Raw genomic sequence first — 23,595 nt, forward strand, 5'->3', positions numbered from 1 at the left:
TTTTTATTAAATAATTTCTTTTAATATTTTTTTAGAATTTTCTGCCGCAAGTTTTACAAAACTTGTGTACTCCATTCCAGAATCATCCGTAAGTGAATCTGAAATCGAACGGATTATTAAAAATTTCACACCTAATCTTGTGCAAACCTGAGCCACGGCCCCGCTTTCCATATCTACGCAAAGTGCCTCAAAATCCTTACCAAGCTGAATTTTCACATCTTTTTTGCTTACAAACTGATCTCCAGTTAAAATTCTTCCGAGCAGTATCTGATGTTCAAAATCAGTTATATTTCCAGTTTTTTCAATCAGCCCTTTATCCGACTCAAATGCCCATTCCTTCATTTGCGGAATCTGCCCCATCTTATAGCCGAACGCTGTGGCATCGACATCGTGCTGAACAACATCCCTCCCGATAACAACATCTCCAACTTTTAATCTTTCATCAAGCGAACCTGCCACTCCCGAAAAAATTACTTCATTCACATCAAATTTCTCAATTAATAAAGTGGCTGTAACTGCAGCATTTACTTTTCCAATCCCAGATTGCACAAAAACAACATCCTTATTGTTAAATTTTCCAGTAAAGAATGATATTCCGTTTATCACATTTTCTTTAATATCTTTTATTTCCTTTTTTATCGCTTCAGCTTCTTCAACTACTGCTCCAATAATTCCTATCATTTATTCCCTCCAGTTTTTATTTTTCGCTTTCGATATTATTATTAGTATTTTCATTATTAGTATTTTCCATATTGCTGTTATTATTTTCATTTTCGATAGTAGTATTTACGCTTCCTTCGTAAATATAAGTGTCCTTAAGTTTACAAGTTTTTGTTTCATTTGTATTAAGAACCGCCTGAAATTCCCATTTTTCATTTTTTCCAAGTGAACTTATACTATCAACGGCATCTCCAATTTTGGCTCCATTTTCATCAAAGCATGGAATCTCTATCGTTAAATTTCTTTTTCCCACTCCATTATGTGTCAAAATCCCTGTAACAATGGTTTTTCCACCAGTTATTTCCACTTCTGCATTTGCAAATTTATATTTTGTATTTTTGGCTTTTATTTCTCCATCTTTTCCGCCAATAATACCTCCAATCAGTTTCCCTGTTGTCCCGATAACCGCTCCGGTAACTCCACCGGCAGCTTTTATAGTCCCTCCGACTACACTTCCAACTCCACCAATAATTCCACAAGATGAAGTCCCAAACATTATTCCAATCAATAAAATCCTTTTTTTCACTTTTCTTAATTCCTATTCCTTTTTTTTATTTTTTATAAAATTTGTGTTGTAATTTTAAATACTTAAATTTAGTAATTCTTCTCAATTTTTTAGATTATTTTTATTTATTAACAATAATACATTTTTATAAAATTTGGTATATTATACAATATATGATTATAAAACGATATTAGTATAACATTAGAATATCATATTCCCACTAAAAAAACAAGGCAAATCATCTAATTTGCCCAAAAAATAAACTAGAATCATTGCCTGCATTTATTTAAATTATTGTTCTTAAAATTTCAAAGCTTCCAGTAGTTTTTGTGTTAATTCCGACAGGGATTAAAACTGTTTCGCCTTTTTTAACTGAAAGCTCTTCGTTTTTTCCCCATGCAATTTTTCCTTCTCCTTCCAGAATTGAATAAATTGTCATGCTTTCATTGTTTACATCTTCAAAAGAATCAGTGAATTTTATTTTATCGATTGAGTAGTATTCTTTTTCTATGATATGTTTTCTCAAAATATCTTTTCCATTGTCAGAGCCGTCAAAATCAGTATTTTTAATTTCCACTTCTTTTCCAAAATCTATTACATCAGCCGAATCCTGCAAGTGCAGTTCTCTTTTTTTACCATTTTTATCAATTCTGTCAAAATCATAGATTCTGTAAGTTACATCCGAGTTTTGCTGAACTTCTGCAAAAAGTACGCTTCCTTTTAGCGAGGCGTGGACTGTTCCTGGTGTGATATCAATAAAATCGCCTTTTTTTACTTTTTTTTCTTCAAACAGCCCATCAAAATCATTTTTTTTCACCTTTTCCAAAAATATTTCCTTTGTAATTCCAGGCTTCATTCCCAAAATCAAAGTAGCGTCATCACTTGCTTCCATTATGTACCAAGATTCGCTTTTTCCAAATTCGTTGTGTTTTTTTAAAGCGACTTCATTGCTTGGATGCACTTGAATAGAAAGTCTATCGTTTACGTCCAGATATTTTATAAGAAGCGGAAATTTATTTGGATATTTTTCATAAACCTTTTTTCCTGTAAGCTCCCCTTTATATTCCTTGTAAATATCATCCAGCCTTTGTCCAGCCAAAGCGCCATTTTCCACAATACCCATTCCATGAGGATGTGCCGACACTTCCCAGGATTCTCCTATTTTTTTTCCTGCAGGCAGCTTCATTCCTAATTTTGTTTCAAATTCACGTCCACCCCACACTTTTTCCACAAAAAATTTTTTAAACTTCATTGGATATAACATAAAAAATCTCTCCTTTATTTAATATAATTAATTTTCAATAATTTCTTTATTTTATGATAACATTTTGAATTAAATTTTACAATAACATAATGAAGAAATTTTACAAAAAAACCTGCAAATAATGTCTGCAGGGGAAAAATATTTTTTCATTTTTGGGGTGTTATCCTCTACTTAAAAAATAGTAGACAACTACAATTTGAATTATGATATAAATTATATCACACTCCATGACAGTTTCACCCCCAATCATGGTATATTAAGGTTTTTGACGAAAACCCAAATAATTATATCAAATTATAATACAAAAAGCCAGCTTAAATCAAACTGGCTTCTGTCGTCAAATTTTTAATATACACATGATTGCTTTTTACAAAATAATTATACCATAAAAAAAGTTTTTTATCAATTAATTTGAAAAAATTTTGTTAATATTGTAAAATGTTTAAAAGACGATTTTTTATGTTAAGAGGTTAAAGAATATGTATGTTTATGATGAGCAGAAAATTGAAAAAGAAAAGAGAAAAAGACGACTATTTATTTTGATGAATAGCTTAATATATGTAATTATTCCGATTATAATAGGATTTTTGGAAATTAATAAAAATATTATATCTATTTGGTTAATAATTATTTTTGGAATTTTGAAGTTTTATTTGGAAACAAAAAAGGATTTTGTAAATGATTATGAAAAAGAAGATGAAGAAACTGGAGATTTTGAGGAAATTTTGCGAAATAAAGAAGTTAAAAAAGAAAATTTTTTATTTAAAGATGGGCTGTGTATCAGTTTGTCTAATTGTGATAATTGAAATTAGCATAAATATATTTCAGTTGCCAAGTTATGTTAGGGATTTAAAAGAAATTAGGAAAATTATTTCAAATAGCAAGGAACTTTATGTAAATGGGAAAAAACTTGAAAATACAGAAGATGTAAAAAAGTGGATTTGGGATTCTACAAATTATTTTGAGATTTTGTGGGATTATAAGAGGACAGCTAATATAGAAGAGCCTAAAATAAAGGCAATTTTATCCAATGATAAAGGACAGTATCTAGTAATTGAGAAAAAAGATTACGGATGGAGTTTTTTGAAAATGAAAGAAAATCATTACTATAAGTTAGGTGTTACTTACAAAAAAGATGTTGACAGAACAATTGAAATGGAAAAATCTTTGGGACTTATTTCTCAAAATTAAATATTTTGACATAAAGCGTTTTACAATTTATCCATTTATCGCTTTAATTGCAATATTTTCACTATTTGGAACATATACAAGCTTGATAAACAAAATGATAAATCACCATCAGGTAACACGAGGACTGGTACTGATGTATTCACATTTTTTTCTGCTAATTAGTTTAGGAATTATAATTTCTGCTTGGAATTTAATTGGGCAAGAACCGAATAAAACTTTTTTGGCATTTTTTTACATTCTTGGATATACAGGTTTTTACTTAATGTTATTCGCAAATGGTATTTACCTGGGCAAAGAAAAGCGTCTGAACAAAAAGGATTTTTCAAAAATTTTAGGAATTTTAACTATTTCATTTGCAGCAATTTTTATTTTTAGACAAAATTTGATGATTATGGAATTTTCGATATTGTTTCTAACTTGTGCAATTTTACTGATAATTGCTAGGAAGTACTAGGAAAATGCAATTTTAAGCTATGATTATTACAAAGGTTAGGAGTTTTAAAATTAATGGCTATTGATATTATAAGAATTTTTGCGTTTATTTTTATTGTGCTTTTGCACACATTGAACAGGCAGTTTGGGATAAATGTCTGGATGGGAGGATATGCGGTTATTTCAATCGGAGTTAATCTTTTTGTGATGATTAGCGGATATTTGCTGTTGGATAAATCAGAAAATGCAGCATTATTTTTTAAAAAGAGAATTTTAAACATTTTACCGCTTTTTATTGTTTTTAACGTGATTTATATTTATTTTTTTAAAGTTCCGATTGTGCCGATTTTAAAGGGAAAAGCGTTTGCGGCACCACATTTTTGGTATATTTATATGATTCTGGGGCTGTATTTTCTTACGCCTTGGCTTCAAAAGGTTCTTAAATATGCTGAAAAAGAAACATTTTTTGTAGTTTCCCTCTGGTTTTTGTGTAACATTTTAAATCCTTACTTGCAATATTTCAACCTTGCCGAAATCCCATTTTCAAATTTTCCGTTAACTGGCTTTATTGGTTATTACATTCTGGGCTATTTTGTTAAAAAATATGATAAAAAAATAAAAGACTTTTCATTTGTCTGGATAATAATTATCTATTTTATAGGTTTTTTCATAAGTTTTTTCTCCACAAAATACGTTTTAATCACAACAGGAATTCGTGTATCTGATTTTTTCGATAAAAATTCACTTGGAACTTTCATAATGACAATTTCCTTTTTCGCATTCTGTTGCAAATTTAATTTTACCAAAAGAAACGACATTACCAAAATAATTGCAAATTCCACATATTTTGCATTTCTAATTCATCTTATTGTGCTTCATTTCATAATAAAAATAAGCGATGAGATGGTTTTCAAATCAGTGATGACAGTTGGAATAAGTGTAATTTTAGGGATATTGTATAATTTTTTTAAAAGTGGAAAATTAAAGCAGAAATAATGCTTGAAAAATTTTTAAAATTGATAGAATAACTTTTGAAGAAAAAAACAACCTAAAAAAAGAGAAAATCAACTTTATAAACAAATTTGTTTTAAAATCAATTTTCTCCTTGTTTTTACTAAATTAAGTTATAAATTTCTGAATAAAATCTCAAAATCAGATTTTTAATCAACTACAGTCATTATTTTATAATTGTTATATGGGTTTACTATTACTACTTTTTTAAGTTTTGTGTCATAAGCATAAGCGTAATCCCCATCTTTGGCTACTTCTCTAAGAAATACTTTCTTTTCTAATTTTAATCTTACTTTTTCTTCTTTTATTGAACCAGAACCGTCTTGTTCTGCAGATTCGTCGATGTATTTTGTCAAAAAATACCCTTTGCTGTCTTTTTGAATTTTAAAAGTATCAGCTGTGTCTGTATAACTAAGTGTTTTATTCAAAAACTTTTCTGCATGCAATTTTCCATCTGTAGTAAATTTTTGATCTATTCCTTTTGCTAATCCACCTGGAAATTCTTCATTTTGTTGAATGCTTTGTGCATTATTTCCAGCAACAACACTTCCATTTGCATAAGATACTGCTCCCATTGTTAATATTCCCATTAGTAAACATAATTTTTTAAAATTTTTCTTCATGATAAATTCTCCTTTTTATTTGTTTTCAAAATAGTAATTTTTTTATATTGCCTTTTAATTTAATTGAAATAAGTATATAATATAATTTACCGTAAGTCAATACATATTTTGAGATTTTTTTAAAGAAAAAGAAAATTTTATACAAAATATAAGCTTACTTTCTAATACTAAACCCCGTTTAAAAATGAGAATAAATTTTTATAATGGGATTTTCAATAGTTAATTCATAATCATTCAATTTTTTTCTATTTTATTTTCGTAGGATTGTTCATTGCCGCAAATCCTACAACCTATGGTTAGTCTACGACATTTTCCTGCACTGACAAAAAACTCGCTATGCTCAAACAGTTTTGCCGGCACAGAAAAATTCTCCGACGGATTAATTTATACTAAATTCTGTTTAAAAAATAAAAATTATATCTTAAATCATTTGAAAATATTGGGTTTATATCCTTTATTAGAGAAGTTTATAATAAATCTGTTATTTAAATGGGGATTAGTATAATTTATAAAATTATTTCTTGTTTAACTGTTAAAATTAATTTTTTATAGTTGAAAACCCGCAGACACTATAAATCTGCGGGCAAAACAAAATTTGGAGGAATTATGTCTTATGTTTATCTACTGAAAATCAGATATAATATCACAACAGCGATGATAAACATGATGAAATCCTGATGAATCATAATTTCACCTCCAGTCTGTATCAGTATAGGGTGGTGAAACCCAAAAATATTATAACATAAAAAAATACCCTAATCAATTTAAGATATAGAGTATTTTTTTCACCATTTTTTACTAATACAGACATTAAATTTTGTCTTTATTTTACAAAAAAATTATATCACAAATGGTAAAATTATTCAACTGGTTATTTTTTATAAATTATGCTAAAATAGATGTTGACAAATTTAAATAAAAAAATCAAACTGTAAATGGAGGAAAGACATTGGATATTGTAGCTAGTGTGGCAAAGGAACTGAACTTTAAAGTGCCGCAAGTGGAAAATACGATAAAACTTTTTGATGAAGGGGCGACTGTACCGTTTATTGCTAGGTATCGGAAGGAAGTTACTGGGAATCTGGATGAGGAGCAGATTCGGGATGTAATTGAGAAAATTACGTATTACAGGAATTTGGAAAAGAGGAAAGAGGAAGTTATAAGGCTGATTGAGGAGCAGGGAAAACTGACTGAGGAATTGCACAAAAGTATTGTAAATGCGATGAAACTGCAGGAAGTGGAAGATTTGTACCTGCCTTATAAGAAAAAGAAAAAAACAAAGGCGGATATTGCAAAAGAGCAAGGATTGGAGCCTCTTTCAGAGTTTGCATTAGCCAAAGGGACTACGATGGAGCAGCTGGAAAAAGAAGCTGAGAAATATGTTATAGAAGAAGTAGCGGATGTGAAGGCTGCAATTGAAGGAGTTCACTTGATTATTGCTCAAGATATTTCAGAAAATATTAAAATCAGAGAGTTTTTAAGAGATAAAATTTCAAAATTTGGGATTTTGACTTCTAAAGTTATTGAGAAAAATAAAGAAAATGATGAAAAAGGTGTTTATCAGGATTATTATGAATATTCGGAGCAGATTGGTAGAAGTGCTTCAAATAGGATTCTTGCGTTAAATCGTGGAGAAAAGGAAAAAATATTGAAAGTCGATATTGATATTGATGAAAAAACAGAAGAAGTTATAACAAACTTTATTCTGAATACTTTTGAAAATAAAAATTTAACTGAATTTTTTAAGGAAGTTATAAAAGATTCGCTGGATAGACTGGCTTATCCATCCATAAAAAATGAAGTGAGAAATATTTATACGGAAAAAGCGGAAGAAGAAGCAATCAATATTTTTTCTGAAAATCTGGAAAAACTGTTGCTACAACCGCCTTTATCGAAAAAAACGCTTATGGGACTGGATCCAGGATACAGAACGGGATGCAAGATGGTAATTATCAATAAAGACGGATTTTATGAAACAAATGACGTACTTTTCCTTGTGGATGGTGTGCATAATGAAAGACAGCTTGCGACTGCAAAGAAAAAAATATTGGACTATATCGCAAAATATGACGTGGATATTATTGCAATTGGAAATGGAACAGCTTCGAGGGAAACAGAGGCTTTCGTTGCAGATGTGATAAAGGACTCTAAGAAAAAGGTTTCATATCTGATTGCAAATGAGGCTGGGGCTTCAATTTATTCTGCTTCCAAAATTGCTATTGAGGAGTTTCCTGATTTGGATGTTACGGCAAGAGGTGCGATTTCCATTGCGAGAAGGATTCAGGATCCGATGGCAGAACTTGTAAAAATTGATCCAAAATCAATTGGAGTGGGAATGTATCAGCATGATGTAAATCAGAAAAAATTAAATGAAACTTTGGAACAAACAATTGAGCATGTGGTAAATAACGTAGGAGTCAATATCAATACAGCTTCGTGGGCATTATTAAGTTTTGTTTCTGGAATTAAGAAGAATGTAGCCAAAAATCTTGTGGACTATAGACACGAAAATGGTGATTTTAAAGACAGGAAACAGCTTAAAAAGGTAAAAGGGCTAGGAGATAAGGCGTTTGAGCAGATGGCAGGATTTGTTGTTGTGCCTGACAGTGAAAATCCGCTTGATAACACGATTATCCATCCGGAATCATATCACATTGCAGAAATTATCTTGAAGGAAGCTGGTTGTAAAGTTGAGGACTTAAAAGAGGACTTGGATGTTGTAAGGCAAAAATTGCAGAAAATAGACTTGGAAAAAATTATTAAGGAAAATGATTTTGGAAGGGAAACTGCGAAGGATGTGTATGAGGCGCTGTTAAAGGACAGACGTGATCCCCGTGATGAATTTGAAAAGCCACTTTTACGTTCAGATATTTTGAACATGGATGATTTGACGGAAGGGATGGTTCTGGAAGGGACTGTAAGAAATGTGGCAAAATTTGGGGCATTTGTTGATATAGGGTTAAAAAATGATGCTTTGATACATATTTCTGAAATAGCAGAAAAATTTGTTTCAGATCCTACAAAGGAACTTTCTGTGGGACAAATTATAAAAGTTAAAATATTGTCGCTGGATAAGGAAAGAGGAAGAGTGGGGCTTACGAGAAAAGGATTATAAGAAAAGTTTAAGAGGTATCAAAAAAAGTGCAAATACTATTAAATAAAAATTTTTAAAAAATATTTGTACTTTTTTGAAAAATTTGGTAATATATACACAGTAAGAAAGTTTGGGTTTTTATAAAGCGCTATTTTAAAATTATAAATTTTAACCTAAAAAATTAAAGAATTTTTAAAAAACTAAATTGATTTTGAAAAATAAAGTAGTCTATTTATTTTAATTTTTGAAAGAAATTTTTCTTTTTAAACTTTTTTTAAAAATATAAAAGAGAAGGAAGGTTCGGAAATGGGATTATTTTTAATCGGATTAGTGCCAATAGTTGTATTTTTGATATTACTGACATTTTTGAAAAAATCAGCTATGTTTAGTGCGTATGCCAGTTTAGCGGTGGCAATTATTTTAAACTTTATTGTGCCTGGATGGCAAATGCCAATCCAAGGAGTTATTGCTTCAATTATTGAAGGATTTGCAACAGCGTGGATGCCTATTGGTTTTGTAGTGTTCGCAGCACTGTTTGCTTATGATTTATCAGTAAAAACTGGTAGAATTGAAACAATCAAATCAATGTTAGGAAGCATTTCATCGGATAAAAGGGCTCAGGCATTGATATTAGCCTGGGGATTTGGTGGATTTATAGAAGGTATTGCAGGATACGGGACAGCAGTTGCAATTCCGGCGGCAATAATGGTTTCACTTGGTTTTTCTCCTTTAGGCGCTGCATTAATTTGTTTGATTGCAAACTCTACGCCAACAGCATTTGGTACAGTAGGACTGCCTGTTACAACAATGATTTCAAACTTTAAATTAGATGCAGGAACAACAGCATTCTTCACATCATTATTATTATTATTATTGACATGCATCATACCATTTATATTAGTAATAATGGCTAATAAAGAAATTGACGGTGGAAAAAACGCAGCTTTTGGAAGAGGAATTATGCCTGTAATTATTGCTTCAGTCATAGGTTATTTAACTCAGCCTTTTATCGCAAAAGCGATGGGTGCAGAATTGCCAACAATTTTATCAAGTCTATTTGCAATGATTTTGATGATTGTAGCTACTAAAATATTCATTAAAGAAGACAAGCAAGGTCAATCTGCGAACAAAGGGCAGGCCGTTACTGGAAAAGATGCATTTTTAGCTTGGATTCCATATATTTTAATGATAATTTTAATAATTGGAACAAGTCCAGTTGTAGAAGCTGTTCATAAGGCGTTAGAACCAACAACAACACATTTCAATTTTGCCTTAGGACATGAGGCAGCCTGGTTTAAAGATAAAGGAGATCCAAATGTAATATTCAAGTGGATTTTAGCGCCAGCTGCACCATTATTTGCGGCAACAGTTATTGCAGGATTTATTCAAGGAGTAAAACCTGGCGTTATGGTGGAAACTTTGAAAGAGACAATCCTTAGCAAATTACCTTCAGTTGTGGTAATTATGGGAATTGTAGCATTATCAGTAGTAATGAAGCATAGCGGAATGATTGACAGTATAGCAAAAGGGTTTGCTGCAACAGGTAAATTCTTCCCGGTTATTTCACCATTCTTAGGAACAATCGGTACATTTGTAACGGGAAGCGACTTGGCATCTAACTTGCTGTTTGGTGGAGTTCAAGTAAATATAGCAGGAGCGAACGAGGCTTTGAAGTCGTTGTATATCGGCGCTGGTACAGGTGGAGCAACAGGAGGAAAAATGATTTCTCCGCAAAATATCGCAATTGCCGCTTCAACAGTAGGATTGATGGGAAAAGAAGGAGATATGCTTAAATTTACTGTGAAATATTCGATAGCTTATGCGGCTATTTTAGGAATTTTAACATTTATCGGAGCAGGAATGCTTGGGTAGCTGATATTAAAAACTAAAAATTATGAAATGCAAGGAAATTAAATGCAATAGTTAAAGAAAAGGAGAATACTGAAGTTAGTAAATTTTGGTATCTCCTTATTTGTATATTTGAGGATACAAAGACTGAGTTATTTAAAAATGTATAAAATTGTGATATAATGAAAGACATAAAAAAGAGCTAATTTAAAGAAAAAATAGGAGGAAGTAATGTCAGAAAATCAAAATGTTGAAAAAGCAGATTATGCAAAGACGCTAAATTTACCAAAGACGAGCTTTAAAATGAAAGCTAATTTGGCACAAAAAGAACCTTTAACATTAAGGGACTGGAAAAAAGCTGCAATTTATGAAAAATCATTGAATGAAGGGGCACCATTTTTTGTGCTGCACGATGGGCCTCCGTATGCAAATGGAGATATTCACATTGGGCATGCGTTAAATAAAATATTGAAGGATATTATCTTAAAATATAAAAGATTAAGAGGTTATAATGCACCATATATTCCAGGATGGGATACGCATGGGCTTCCTATCGAGTGGAAAATAATGGAAGAACTTGGAGAAAAGGCAAAAAATATGACGCCACTGCAAATTAGGCAGGAATGTAAAAAATATGCTTTAAAATGGATAGAAAAACAAAAAGAGGGATTCAAAAGACTTGGAATTTTAGGAAACTGGGATAATCCCTATATTACTTTAATGCCTGAGTATGAAGCAGAACAGTTAAAAGTATTTAAGGAAATTTATGAAAACGGTTATGTTTATAAAGGTTTAAAACCAGTTTACTGGTCACCTACGACTGAAACAGCTTTGGCTGAAGCGGAAATTGAGTATAAAGATGTAGAATCTCATTCAATTTATGTAAAATTTGAAGGGACGCAGGATTTACTGGATAAATTAGGAGTGGAAGAGGCAAGTATTCTTATTTGGACAACAACACCTTGGACATTGCCTGCAAACTTGGGAGTATTTTTACACCCTGAATTTGACTACGGATTATACAAAACAGAAAAAGGTAATCTTGTAGTTGCAAAAGAATTGGCTGAAACAGTATTTAATACACTTGGAATTTCTTATGAATTATTGAAGGAGTTTAAAGGTACTGAACTTGAGAAAACTCATTATAGACATCCGTTCTTGGATAGAGAAGGGCTGGTAATGCTTGGAGATTATGTTACAGCTGATGCAGGGACTGGAGCAGTACACTCGGCACCTGGACACGGAGCGGACGATTACAATTATTCACGAAAATATGAACTTGGAGTATTGTCGCCAGTTGATGACAGAGGGCATATGACAAAGGAAGCTGGAAAATACGAAGGAATGTTTTATGCAAAAGCAAGCAATGTAATTGTGCAGGATTTGACAGAAAGTGGACATTTACTGCATCACAGCAAATTTGTTCACTCATATCCGCATGACTGGAGAAGTAAAAAACCTGTAATTTTCAGAGCGACTGAGCAATGGTTCATTAGCGTTGATGAAAGCGATATTAGGGAAAATGCGATAAAAGCACTAGATGATGTGGAATTTGTACCATCTTGGGGTAAAAATAGAATTGGTTCAATGTTAGAAACTCGTCCAGACTGGACTATTTCAAGACAAAGAGTATGGGGAGTACCAATACCATTGTTTTACAACAGAGCGACTGATGAAGTTATTTATGAGCCAGAAATTATGGACAGAGTAATTGAAATGGTTAAAAAAGAAGGGACTGACATTTGGTGGAAATATGAAGCCAAAGAAATTATTGGGGATGAACTTTTGGAAAAATATAACTTGAAAGATGTGGATATTAGAAAAGAAAGAAGTATAATGGACGTCTGGTTTGACTCAGGAGTTTCACATAGAAGTGTGCTAGTGCCAAGAAACTTGCCAAGACCAGCAGACTTGTACCTTGAAGGAAGTGACCAGCATAGAGGTTGGTTCCAATCTTCATTATTGACATCAATCGCAAGTACAAAAGATGCACCTTACAAGAGAATCCTAACTCATGGATTCACAATGGACGGTCAAGGAAGAAAAATGTCTAAATCTTTAGGAAACACAATACTTCCAAAAGATATTACAGAAAAATACGGAGCAGATATTTTAAGATTGTGGGTATCTTCAGTGGATTATAGAGAAGATGTAAGAATTTCGGAAAATATCTTGCAGCAAATGTCTGATGCTTATAGAAGAATTAGAAATACAGCCAGATTTTTGATGGGTAACTTAAATGACTTTGATTATACAAATGATAAAGTTGACTACAATGATATGTTTGAAATTGACAAGTGGGCAATGCACAAACTGGAAGAATTGAAAGCTAAAACAACAGAATTTTACGATAAATACGAATTTTACAGTCTATTCCAGGAAATTACATATTTCTGCTCAATGGAAATGTCTTCATTCTATCTGGACATAGTAAAAGACAGGCTTTACTGTGAAGGAACAACTTCAATTGAAAGAAGAAGTGCACAAACTGTATTGACAGAAGTTCTGAAAGTGCTAGTAAGAATAATTTCCCCAGTATTGTCATTCACAGCTGATGAAATTTGGGAAAGAATACCAGAAGCATTAAAAGAAGAAGAAAGTGTACATTTATCAAAATGGATTGAAGCAAGACCTGAATACTTAAATAAAGAATTAGCACAAAAATGGGATAAACTCGCACGTTTAAGAAGAGAAGTGAACAAAAAGCTGGAAGCAGAAAGACAAACTGGATTAATAGGGCATTCTCTTGATGCAAGAGTCCTTTTAAACATTGCTAATGATGAATATTCATTTATAAAAGATTATACAGAAAATGAAGTTTCTGACTTGTTTATCGTATCACAAGTTAAATTTGTAAATGATAATTTATCAGAAAGCGAAATCGAAGGAATCAACATCGCTGTGGAAAAAGCGTCTGGAGAAAAGTGTGAAAGATGCTGGAAATACGACGAAGAAGTTGGACACAACCACAACCATCCAGATGTATGCCCAAGATGTGCAAGCGTTCTGGAAAAAATGTAACATAAAATTTATTTTGTAAAAGAGGACTAAATACAGGTAAATAAAAATAACTTATTTAGTTCGTTTTTTACAAATATGTGTTAATAAAAAATGTGAGGAGAAAAGAATGCCTTATATAATTATTATTTTGGTTTTAGCTGCATTAGATCAGATTACAAAGCAGCTGATGTTCAATGTATCAGGTGGAGCTCAAGGTTTTTCTATACCAATAATAGATAAATTCTTTCATTTGACTTATGTTGAAAATCACGGCGGAGTTTTCGGTCTATTGCAAGGAAAAATCAATTTATTTACAATAGCAAGTGCAGTTCTAATTATATATGTAATCGCTGTAGAGTACGAAAACTTTAAGAACTACAGCAAATGGACAAAAATAGGAGTAGCAGTAATTGCCGCTGGAGCCACAGGAAATATGATTGACAGAATTCTTCGTGGATACGTAATTGACATGATAGATTTTCGAGGAATCTGGGCTTTCGTATTCAATGTAGCAGATATGTATGTACATATTGGTATTTATATTATTATAATTGATTATTTAGTAAGAAAATATTTTAAAAAATAAAGAGTAATTTTATAAAATGAATTTTGTTAATAAATGTTATTCTGTATTTTTTATTTTTTTGAAAGCAAGGGAAATCAATCGCCATTTCCCTTGCAACCCTGGCTTGTCTAAGCATTTTTTGAAAACAAAAACGAAACTCGCTACGTAAAACTTCGCTCAAACAATCGTTTTCATTTCCAAAAAATCACGACAATTTTTATTTAATTATACAAAAGCAATTTGGTTAAATGAATTTCGAAGCAAAATTTCGTTAGAAGAAAAATAGTTGTTTGAGCTTTTGGAAAACACTTTAAATTAGACAAAGTTGTTTAGATTAAAATAACTTTTATTCAAAAGCGAGTTCTATTTTTCTTTTATAAGAAAGTTTTGCGTAAAGCGGGGTTGTAAGGGCATGGCGTTTGATGCCCTTACGTTAAAAATAAATATGAAAAAGAAAAATATTTAATAAATTTGATAAATATAAAGTTGTTATGTAATTCATAGATTTAATTTATTAAAGATATTTTAGATATAAAAATAGGAAAAATAAAGAAAGGATAGAGAGAAATGACTTTTCAGGAAATTATATTAACTCTTCAAAAGTTCTGGGGAGATAAAGGGTGTATAATATCAAATCCGTATGATATTGAAACAGGTGCGGGAACGTTTAATCCAGATACTTTTTTAATGTCGTTAGGTCCTGAGCCTTGGAATGTTGCCTATGTTGAGCCATCACGTCGTCCAAAAGATGGAAGATACGGTGAAAATCCCAACAGAGTGTACCAACATCATCAGTTTCAGGTAATTATGAAACCATCGCCAGAAAATATTCAGGAACTTTACTTAGAAAGTTTAGTGGCATTAGGAATTAATCCTAAGGAACACGACATAAGATTTGTGGAAGATAACTGGGAAAGTCCTACACTTGGAGCGTGGGGATTAGGATGGGAAGTTTGGCTGGATGGAATGGAAATTACACAGTTTACATATTTCCAGCAGGTTGGAGGACTGGAAGTTGACATAGTTCCATCAGAAATAACTTACGGACTTGAAAGAATAGCACTTTACTTGCAAAATAAGGACGATGTAAAAGATTTGGAATGGACAAAAGGCGTAAAATACGGAGAAAGAAGATTCCAGTTTGAATACGAATTATCAAAATACAGCTTTGAAGTGGCAGACGTTCCAATGCACTTTCAACTTTTTGATATGTACGAAAAAGAAGCTCAAAATTGCCTAAACAACGACTTAGTATTCCCAGCCTACGAATACGTTCTAAAATGCTCGCACACATTCAATAATCTTGACGCAAGAGGAGCAATCAGTACCACAGAAAGAATGTCCTATATTTTAAGAATCAGGGATTTGGCTAAGAAGTGTGCAGAGAAATTTGTGGAGGCAAGGGAGAGATTGGGATTCCCATTGTTGAATAAAAAATAAATGGGGAATATTTTTTCAGTAAAACAAATATTTAATTACTAAAGAAGAATTTCTTAAAAAATGTAATATTATAGATATTATTTAGAGAAAAAATAGTTAAAAGAAATAAAAATGTAAATTTGTAAAGGAGAGAATTAATTATGAATTTTCTTTTTGAAATAGGATTGGAAGAATTGCCTGCACGATATGTGGATAAGGCGGAGAAAGATCTGAAAAAAATAATAGAAAATGAGTTAAAGGCTGAAAGAATCAAGTTTTCAGAAATTGAATCGTTTAGTACGCCTAGAAGGGTTACTGCGATTATAAAGGATTTAGCTGAAAAACAGGATGATTTGGATAAAAAAAGCGTAGGGCCTTCGGTTGAGATTGCTTATAAGGATGGGCAGCTTACGAAAGCTGGAGAAGGGTTTGTGAAGTCGCAAGGTGCTACGATTGATGACATAAAGATTATTGAAAATGAAAAAGGAAAATATATTTCGATTGAAAAATTTATTGCAGGAAAGAATACTAAGGAGATTTTGCCTGAAATATTGAAAAATGCGATAAAAAAAATAGAGTTTGAAAAATCAATGAAATGGGCGGATAGAACATTTAGATTTGTAAGACCGATTAAATGGTTTGTAACTTTGTTTGATAATGGTGAAATTTTGCCTTTTGAGTTTGAAGGGTTAAAAGGCGGGAATAAGACTCGTGGAATGAGATATTTTGCTTCTCAGGACATTGAGATTAATAATCCGCTTGACTATGAAAAAATATTGCTTGAAAATTTTGTTATCGTAGATGGTGAAAAAAGAAGAGAAGAAATTTTAAAAAGTATAAAGGAAAATGGTGAAAAAGATGGCGATACAGCGATAATCAATAAATATTTATTGGATGAAGTGGTTAATGTGGTAGAGTATCCTTATGCAATAAAAGGTGAATTTAGCAAGGATTATTTGCAGCTTCCTGAAGATATTATTACGATTACACTGGAAACTCACCAAAGATATTTTCCAGTAAAAGATAAAGACGGTAAATTATCTAATAAATTTATTGTTATAAGAAATGCACCTGAATATTCGGAAACTGTAAAAAAAGGGAATGAAAAGGTTGTAGAGCCGAGGCTTGCTGACGCAAAATTCTTCTTTGATGAAGATTTGAAAAATAAATTTGCAGACAATATCGAAAAATTAAAAGAAGTTACTTTCCAAAAGGATATGGGAACAATTTTTGAAAAAGTTAAAAGAAGTGAGAAAATTGCTGAATATCTGATTTCAGAGTTAAATTTGACTGATAAGAAAGAAAATATTATAAGAACAGTAGATTTGGCAAAAGCGGATCTTGTTTCAAATGTAATTGGAGAAAAGGAATTTACAAAATTGCAAGGATTTATGGGTTCGGTTTACGCTGAAAAGCAGGGAGAAGATAAGGATGTAGCACTTGGGATTTTTGAGCATTACTTGCCACGTTATCAGGGAGATGAACTGCCAACAACTGTGGAAGGTGCCATTGCTGGAATTGCTGATAAGATGGATACAATAATTGGATGTTTTTCAGTTGGATTAAAACCAACAAGTTCTAAAGATCCTTACGCATTAAGACGTGCGACACAAGGAATTATCCAAGTTATATTAAATTCAAAATTATCCTTTGACTACAAAAAATTAATTGAAAAGGCTTATGAAATTTTTTCGGCTGATAAAAAAGTGCTGGAAAAAGACGTTGTGAAGAATGTGACAGAATTCTTTAAGCAAAGAATAATTAACGTACTTTCTGAAAAATATAAAAAAGATCTTATAAACTATGAGATAAATCTTGAAAGCAATGTTGTGGAACTTGATAAAAAATTATCTGAGTTGCTGAAATTATCACAAACTGAAAACTTTGAAATTTTGATAAATCTTTTAAAACGTGTAAAAAATATTGTGAAAGATGAAAAAACTGAAAATTTAAGTATTGACGCTGCATTGTTTGAATCAGAAGAAGAAAAGGCATTGTATAATTTTGCTAGTCAATTGGAAAGCATTGAAAATACAGATTTTTCCAATTATATTGGAACATTGCTGAATAATGCAGCTACAATTAATCAGTTTTTTGATAATGTAATTATTAATACAGATGATGAAAAATTAAAAAATAATAGAATTGCATTGTTGAAAAAATTGGAACTTTCGATTGATAAAATGATAAATATATAAAATTCAGCTTAGAATTAAGAAGTTCTGCCAGATGTAAAAAAATTGAAAAAACTAAAAAAAAATAAAATTATTTAATGACTGGCAAGTCAAGGGAATTAGGCGTTTTTCGCAAGAGAAAGTGCTTGGTATAAAGGTTAAAGCAAAGTATAACTTGAATTTTTTTATTGACTTTTTATTAAAAAAATGGTATGATATGTTTGTAAAACAAAAAAGTTTTAGCTAAAGAATGTTTTTATATAAAAGCTAAAGTATTGATTTTTCACCTAAAATATTGTATAATTTATTAAGAGGATTAGGAGAAAGCAGTACTAATTTTAAAAGTTAGAGAAAACAAAATGAAATTCAGGAGGAATTGAAATGAAAAAATTAGTTATTTTAGGAACAGCTTTATTAGCTTTAAATGCTGTAGCATCTGAAGTCCAAATTAAAGGTGGATACGATTTCTACAGAAAATACAAAAATGGAAGTAATGATCTTGGTAACGATTTTACAGTTAAAAAAGGACCAACAGCTGGTTTAGAATACATTGTTGACAACCAAGGTGAATTTGAATGGGGGTTAGGAGCAGAATACAAATTATCAGCTAACTCTGGAAAATTAAAAGTTAAAGACACAAACACAAAAATTGGTAGAAGTGCACCAGTTTATGCTTTAGGTAAATTCAACTTAATCACTACTAACAGCGGAAATGATGCTTTATACGTATTAGGAAGAGCAGGGTACAACTTTGCTAAAGAATCTAAACAATTCAGTGGAGATTTAAAAGGTGGATTGTACGTAGCAGCAGGATTAGGAACTGAATTTGGGCCAGTTTCATTAGAAGCTATTTATGAAAGATCAAATGTTAAGTATAAATTAGGAAATCTTAGAGAAAGAGATCATATTGATTCAGCAGGAGTTAGAGTAGGATATAGATTTGGACAATTGAAAAATGACAGATCTCCTAAAATCATAACTCAAACAGTTGAAGTACCTGTACCAACTCCAGTACCAGCACCAGCACCAACTAATGATATTAAACAACCAAATACTGCTACATTACCATTTAGCTGTTCAGTAGAAGAAAAGAAATGTGTAATTAGAGGATTTAAAGTTGACGGTAGAGTACCTAACGAAAACGAAGCTGCTGACTTGAGAACTATCGCAGGTGTAATTAACCAATTCGCTGATGGTGGATCAATTGACTTTGTTGGACATACAGATTCAACTGGATCAGATGCTTATAACCAAAAATTATCAGTAGCAAGAGCGCAAAACGTTGCTAGATTGTTAAGAGATTATGGATTGAAGAACTCTATTTCTTATGGAGCAATCACTGGACAAGGAGAAAGCAACCCAGCTGATACTAATGACACTGTTCAAGGAAGATACAATAACAGAAGAGTTGAATTATTCTTCCAAAACGTTGACTTTAGTAACGTAAGATTCATTAACCAATAATCTTTATAAATTAAACTAAAAATTTATAAGTATTTAGAGAAACATTTAATTATGTTTCTCTTTTTTTGTTTATATTAATTTTATTAAAAAGTTTATAAAAAATTTATATAAACATTGATTTTTAATGCAATAAATGATATTATTTACATATACTTGAGGCTGTCTAAAATCAAACTGGTAAAAATTAAATAAATCTACAGTTTGAGTAGCAGAGTTATAATTTGAGGAAGGGCAATTATGAAGGAAATTATTGTGGAAATAAAAAATGAGCAGGGAGTTCATGTACGTCCAGCAGGGCAAATTGTGAAAATTGCAAAACGATACAAAGCAGCTTTGGAAATAGAGAAAGTTGGGGAAAATGAAATTGTCGATGGGAAAAATGTGTTTGGAATAATGACTCTTGGAGCTGCGAAAGGAGAGAAATTAAAACTTAGGGCAGTTTCAGAAAATATGGAAAATATTGAGGAAGAAAACAGACTATTGGAGGAATTAAGACAAATAATTGAAATTGATAAGTTTTTTGAAAAATAATTTTATAAACAAAATATAAAGAAGGGAGAAAGAACTGACTTTTATAGACAGTTCTGGAGTGCAAAATGAACGAAAAAGAATTTGAAGTATTGTTGGAAGATTATTTGCCAGAGGAAAAAAAATCTGGAGATGTAGTGGAAGGAATAATTACTAGAAAAGAGCTGGATTTTGGATTTCTTGATTTGAATGCAAAAAAAGAAGGAAGAATTTATGCAAGCGAAGTTAAAGATTTTGAAATAGGAGATAAAATTGAAGTAAAAGTTTTAAGGGAAGATGATGAGAACATTATTGTTTCAAAATTTTTATTAGATAAGGCAAAGGAACTTGCTTCATTTAATGTAGATGACATTGTAACTGGAGAAATTATTAAGAAAATTAAAGGTGGATATACTGTGAGAATTGGAAAAAATGAGGCATTTCTACCATTTTCACTTGCCAGATTTGACAAAAATAAGGACTATACAGGGCAAAAATTTAAATTTTTAATAAAAGAAAAAAATAAAAGCAATATAACAGTTTCAAGAAGCGATTTAATAAAAATTGAAGAGGAAAAATATTTTGAAAATGTAAATATTGGGGATGTTGTTACTGGAAAAGTTAAGGAAATATTTGATTTTGGAATTATTTTAGACTTAGGGGCAACTAGCGGATTTATTCATATATCGGAAGTTTCTTGGAATCAAGTTGATAATTTGACTGAAAGATACAAAGCTGGTGATGAAATAAGTGCAAAAATTATCGAAAAGGATGCTGAAAAAAACAGATTAAAATTAAGCATAAAACAATTGTCGGAAGATCCTTGGATTCCATTTGCAGCAAGTCATAAGGTAGGAGATATAGTGGAAGCGGTTGTAAAAGATGTGCTTGATTTTGGGCTGGTTGTAACTGTTGACGGTATTTCTGGATTTGTACATGTTTCAGAGCTTGCTTGGCATAATGGGGCTAAGGAACTTAAAAATTACAAGGAAGGGGATAAATTTTCTGCAAAAATTATTCAAGTTGAAGATGGAAAGAAAAATGTCAAGCTAAGTGTAAAACAGTTGTCAGAAAATCCGTGGGACACAGTTAAGGAAAAATACCATATTGGAGATATTATAGAAAAACCGATAACAGAAGTGTTTGATTTTGGATTTTTAATCTCACTGGAAAAGGACATTGATGGACTTTTACATGTATCTGACTTGTCCTACAAGAGAGAAGCGAATTTATCTTCAAAATATAAGGCAGGAGATTTGATTAAATTTAAAATAGTTGACTTTAATGATGAAAAAAATAGAATCACGTTGAGTGCCAAGGCGTTGCTTGATGACAGATGGGAAGTTCTTGAGGAAATTTATGACTTTGATAAATCTTTTACTGGAAAAGTTATGAATGTTCAGGATTATGGAATTTTTGTAGAACTGGAAAAAGGGATTGAAGTATTTATTCACAAAAATGAATTTTCATGGGACAGAAAAGAACATAAGGAATACAAAGTTGGCGACGAAGTGGAATTTAAGGTAATCGTGGTTGACAAACTGGATAAAAAATTGTCTGGAAGTATTAAGCAGCTGCAAAAATCACCTTGGAAGGAAGCAATTGAGCAATATAAGAAAGGAAATACTGTAAATACTGAAATTGTGGAAATTCAGGAAAACTTTGTGCTTGTTAAACTGACAGACAGATTTAACGGAATTATACCAAAACGTGAATTGACAGAGGAATTTTTGAAGGATATTTCTGAAAAATTCTCAGTTGGAGATAAAGTTGAGGCTGTAATTACAGATATTAATGAAAAGAGAAAATCAATTGCATTGTCTGTAAAAAAAGTTCAGGAAATGGCAGAGAAAAAAGAGATGGATGAACTTATGAAAGTTTATGGAGTCTAATTTTATTAGTAAATAAAAAAATGTGATTTTAGCATTTAAACATATATAATATATATAGCTGAGTATAAAAAATAAATTTTACATAATTTTAAAAAAGTGCTAAAATATAAAAGTAAATATTAGAATACTGAAATATATGGAGGTAAAGTTAGATGGCAAAAACAGAATTTATGAAATTTGCATATTTCGATAAGGAAATAGTGGAATTTGAAAAAGCGACAGTTAGTATTGCAACACATAGTTTACAATATGGAACAACTTGTTTTGGTGGAATCAGAGGATATTACAGAAATGGGAAAGTAGCAATTTTTAGACTGAAAGATCACTACATTAGATTAATGAATGCATCAAAAATGCTAGGATTTGAATATTTCATTACTTGGGATGAATTTAAGGATATTGTTACAGAATTAGTTAAAAAAAATGATGTAAAGGAAGATTTTTACATGCGTCCATTCGTTTTCTGCAAGGAGCCTAGATTGTCGCCTAAAAAGGCAGGGCTAGACTTTGATTTGGCAATTTACATGTTGCCGCTTGCAGATTATGTAAGTTCAGAAGGTGGATTGAACCTGATGAGCTCAACTTACAGAAAGTACAATGATTCATCAATTCCTACAAAGGCAAAAGCAGGAGGTTCATACATTAACTCATTCCTTGCAACAAGTGACGCTCAAAGAAATGGTTATGATGACGCATTGATGTTTGATGATGCAGGAAATGTGGTAGAAGTGTCAGTTGCAAATATAATCCTTGTTTACAGAGATCAGATAATAATTCCTGATACTGGAAATGCGGCTCTTGAAGGAATTACAGTAAGATCAGCATTGGAATTGCTTGAACACAATGGATATAAAATAACTCGTGGAAAAATTGACAGATCAATGGTTTTCTCAGCTGATGAGTTATTGGTAACAGGAACAGCAATGAAAATTACTTATGCAGAAACATTAGACAGACGTCCTATCGGGCAACTGGACTTTAATGCAAAACCAAAAGCAGGTAAATTTCATAAATTGTTAAAATCAGAATATGAAAAAGTAATCAATGGAGAACATGAATTGTCTTCTGAATGGTTATTTATTGTAGAATAAAATAGAAGTGCACCGGAAATGTTTGAAAAAGGCATTGAAGGTGTACTTTTTATATTTGAATCTTATTTAAAACGGAATAAATATTAGCTTTAAGCAGAATTTATTATTAGTAATAATTTTTTTATTATTTGAAAAAAAAACTTGTATTTGAAGAAAATTGAGAGTAAAATATAATTGAAAGATGGGAAAGAAAAATAATTGAGAATTACCGAAAGGCACATAAAGATGAGAACAAGATTGGTGTTTCTTGGGAAATTAAATAATAATGTAAAATTTGGGAAGAGAGATGGTTAATTAAAATCATCTCTCTTTTTATTTATAAATTTAAATATTCAAATCATTCTTTTTAATAAACTCTAGTAATGCACTGCAACCTTTCACAACATCATCATAAGTTGTATCAAAATCGCCAGTAAACCAAGGATCTTTAATTTCTCGTTTTTCTCCTGCGTATTCCAGCAGCATTTTTATTTCGCCTTTATTTTTATTGTCTGCAAAAAAATTTATGCTTTCTATATTGCTTTTATCCATCCCAATAATATAATCGGCATTTAAGTCATCATTATTCAAAATTCTCGAATACATTCCTGCGACATCAATTCCTTCTTTGGCAAGCCTGGTTTTAGTACCATTATGGACTGGATTTCCGTGTTCCCATGAACTTGTCGCTGCTGAATCAATAATGATTTTGTCAGAAAGGCTTTCTTTTTTTACCATTTCCCGAAAGACTGCTTCTGCCATTGGGGAACGGCATATATTGCCTAGACAGACAAATAACACTTTTACCATTTTCAC

Annotated in this window: 19 protein-coding genes; 14 read left to right on the forward strand and 5 right to left on the reverse strand. The window is 31.3% G+C overall.

Annotated elements, in window-relative coordinates; all coding sequences use genetic code 11:
- Positions 1–6: 6 nt before the first annotated feature.
- The 3 genes from HW275_RS07750 to HW275_RS07760 all read right to left on the reverse strand — a co-directional run bounded on the left by HW275_RS07750 (position 7) and on the right by HW275_RS07760 (position 2,489).
- The gene (locus HW275_RS07750; RefSeq protein WP_178935976.1) at positions 7–681 is read right to left on the reverse strand and encodes a 5'-methylthioadenosine/adenosylhomocysteine nucleosidase; all 675 of its coding nucleotides are present in this window, start codon (positions 679–681) and stop codon (positions 7–9) included.
- Positions 682–697: 16 nt separating this feature from the next.
- A complete protein-coding gene (locus tag HW275_RS07755; RefSeq protein ID WP_178935977.1) occupies positions 698–1,246 on the reverse strand; it encodes an FxLYD domain-containing protein in 549 nt (182 codons plus the stop codon).
- 265 nt (positions 1,247–1,511) lie between these two features.
- Positions 1,512–2,489, reverse strand: a complete 978-nt coding sequence (locus HW275_RS07760) for a type I phosphomannose isomerase catalytic subunit (protein WP_178935978.1) — start codon at positions 2,487–2,489, stop codon at positions 1,512–1,514.
- A 479-nt stretch (positions 2,490–2,968) separates the two neighbouring features.
- Between HW275_RS07760 and HW275_RS12420 the strand changes: the two genes are divergently transcribed.
- From HW275_RS12420 to HW275_RS07775, 4 genes are read left to right on the forward strand one after another with little or no spacing between them, the layout of a single operon-like run.
- Entirely contained in the window at positions 2,969–3,295 is a 327-nt protein-coding gene (locus HW275_RS12420) for a hypothetical protein (protein ID WP_255460040.1), read from the forward strand.
- On the forward strand, positions 3,285–3,680 hold the full coding sequence (locus tag HW275_RS12425) for a hypothetical protein (RefSeq protein ID WP_255460041.1): 396 nt from the start codon (positions 3,285–3,287) through the stop codon (positions 3,678–3,680). Before HW275_RS12420 ends, HW275_RS12425 begins: the two co-directional genes overlap by 11 nt.
- Positions 3,625–4,134 (forward strand): hypothetical protein, encoded by a 510-nt coding sequence (locus HW275_RS07770; protein WP_255460042.1) that lies wholly within the window; start codon positions 3,625–3,627, stop codon positions 4,132–4,134. The genes HW275_RS12425 and HW275_RS07770 overlap by 56 nt, the downstream gene beginning before the upstream one ends.
- 53 nt (positions 4,135–4,187) lie before the next feature.
- Positions 4,188–5,108, forward strand: a complete 921-nt coding sequence (locus HW275_RS07775; RefSeq protein WP_178935979.1) for an acyltransferase — start codon at positions 4,188–4,190, stop codon at positions 5,106–5,108.
- A gap of 164 nt (positions 5,109–5,272) precedes the next feature.
- On the opposite strand, the gene HW275_RS07780 is transcribed toward HW275_RS07775, so the two are convergent.
- Complete coding sequence (locus tag HW275_RS07780) at positions 5,273–5,746, reverse strand: pantothenate kinase (protein WP_178935980.1); 474 nt, start codon at positions 5,744–5,746, stop codon at positions 5,273–5,275.
- Between the two features lie 949 nt (positions 5,747–6,695).
- Here HW275_RS07780 and HW275_RS07785 point away from each other — a divergent pair.
- The 10 genes from HW275_RS07785 to HW275_RS07830 all read left to right on the forward strand — a co-directional run bounded on the left by HW275_RS07785 (position 6,696) and on the right by HW275_RS07830 (position 22,800).
- A complete protein-coding gene (locus HW275_RS07785; protein ID WP_178935981.1) occupies positions 6,696–8,861 on the forward strand; it encodes a Tex family protein in 2,166 nt (721 codons plus the stop codon).
- 285 nt (positions 8,862–9,146) lie between these two features.
- Entirely contained in the window at positions 9,147–10,712 is a 1,566-nt protein-coding gene (locus HW275_RS07790) for an L-lactate permease (protein WP_178935982.1), read from the forward strand.
- Positions 10,713–10,919: 207 nt separating this feature from the next.
- The gene (gene ileS, locus HW275_RS07795; protein ID WP_178935983.1) at positions 10,920–13,709 is read left to right on the forward strand and encodes an isoleucine--tRNA ligase; all 2,790 of its coding nucleotides are present in this window, start codon (positions 10,920–10,922) and stop codon (positions 13,707–13,709) included.
- Between the two features lie 73 nt (positions 13,710–13,782).
- On the forward strand, positions 13,783–14,274 hold the full coding sequence (gene lspA, locus HW275_RS07800) for a signal peptidase II (RefSeq protein WP_370464348.1): 492 nt from the start codon (positions 13,783–13,785) through the stop codon (positions 14,272–14,274).
- A 546-nt stretch (positions 14,275–14,820) separates the two neighbouring features.
- Positions 14,821–15,693: a glycine--tRNA ligase subunit alpha gene (glyQ, locus tag HW275_RS07805; protein ID WP_071123992.1), complete on the forward strand. Its 873-nt coding sequence runs from the start codon at positions 14,821–14,823 to the stop codon at positions 15,691–15,693.
- Between the two features lie 140 nt (positions 15,694–15,833).
- Positions 15,834–17,870 carry a glycine--tRNA ligase subunit beta gene (glyS, locus tag HW275_RS07810; protein ID WP_178935985.1) on the forward strand — a complete coding sequence of 679 codons (2,037 nt, stop codon included), beginning with the start codon at positions 15,834–15,836 and terminating at the stop codon, positions 17,868–17,870.
- A gap of 357 nt (positions 17,871–18,227) precedes the next feature.
- Positions 18,228–19,310 carry an OmpA family protein gene (locus HW275_RS07815; protein WP_178935986.1) on the forward strand — a complete coding sequence of 361 codons (1,083 nt, stop codon included), beginning with the start codon at positions 18,228–18,230 and terminating at the stop codon, positions 19,308–19,310.
- Between the two features lie 237 nt (positions 19,311–19,547).
- On the forward strand, positions 19,548–19,841 hold the full coding sequence (locus tag HW275_RS07820; RefSeq protein ID WP_178935987.1) for an HPr family phosphocarrier protein: 294 nt from the start codon (positions 19,548–19,550) through the stop codon (positions 19,839–19,841).
- A 65-nt stretch (positions 19,842–19,906) separates the two neighbouring features.
- Positions 19,907–21,709, forward strand: a complete 1,803-nt coding sequence (locus tag HW275_RS07825; RefSeq protein WP_178935988.1) for a S1 RNA-binding domain-containing protein — start codon at positions 19,907–19,909, stop codon at positions 21,707–21,709.
- 152 nt (positions 21,710–21,861) lie between these two features.
- Complete coding sequence (locus HW275_RS07830) at positions 21,862–22,800, forward strand: branched-chain amino acid transaminase (protein ID WP_178935989.1); 939 nt, start codon at positions 21,862–21,864, stop codon at positions 22,798–22,800.
- Positions 22,801–23,124: 324 nt separating this feature from the next.
- On the opposite strand, the gene HW275_RS07835 is transcribed toward HW275_RS07830, so the two are convergent.
- A complete protein-coding gene (locus tag HW275_RS07835) occupies positions 23,125–23,589 on the reverse strand; it encodes a low molecular weight protein-tyrosine-phosphatase (protein ID WP_178935990.1) in 465 nt (154 codons plus the stop codon).
- Positions 23,590–23,595 lie beyond the last annotated feature (6 nt).

It is taken from the genome of Leptotrichia sp. oral taxon 223, assembly GCF_013394795.1.
Classification (GTDB): Bacteria; Fusobacteriota; Fusobacteriia; order Fusobacteriales; family Leptotrichiaceae; genus Leptotrichia.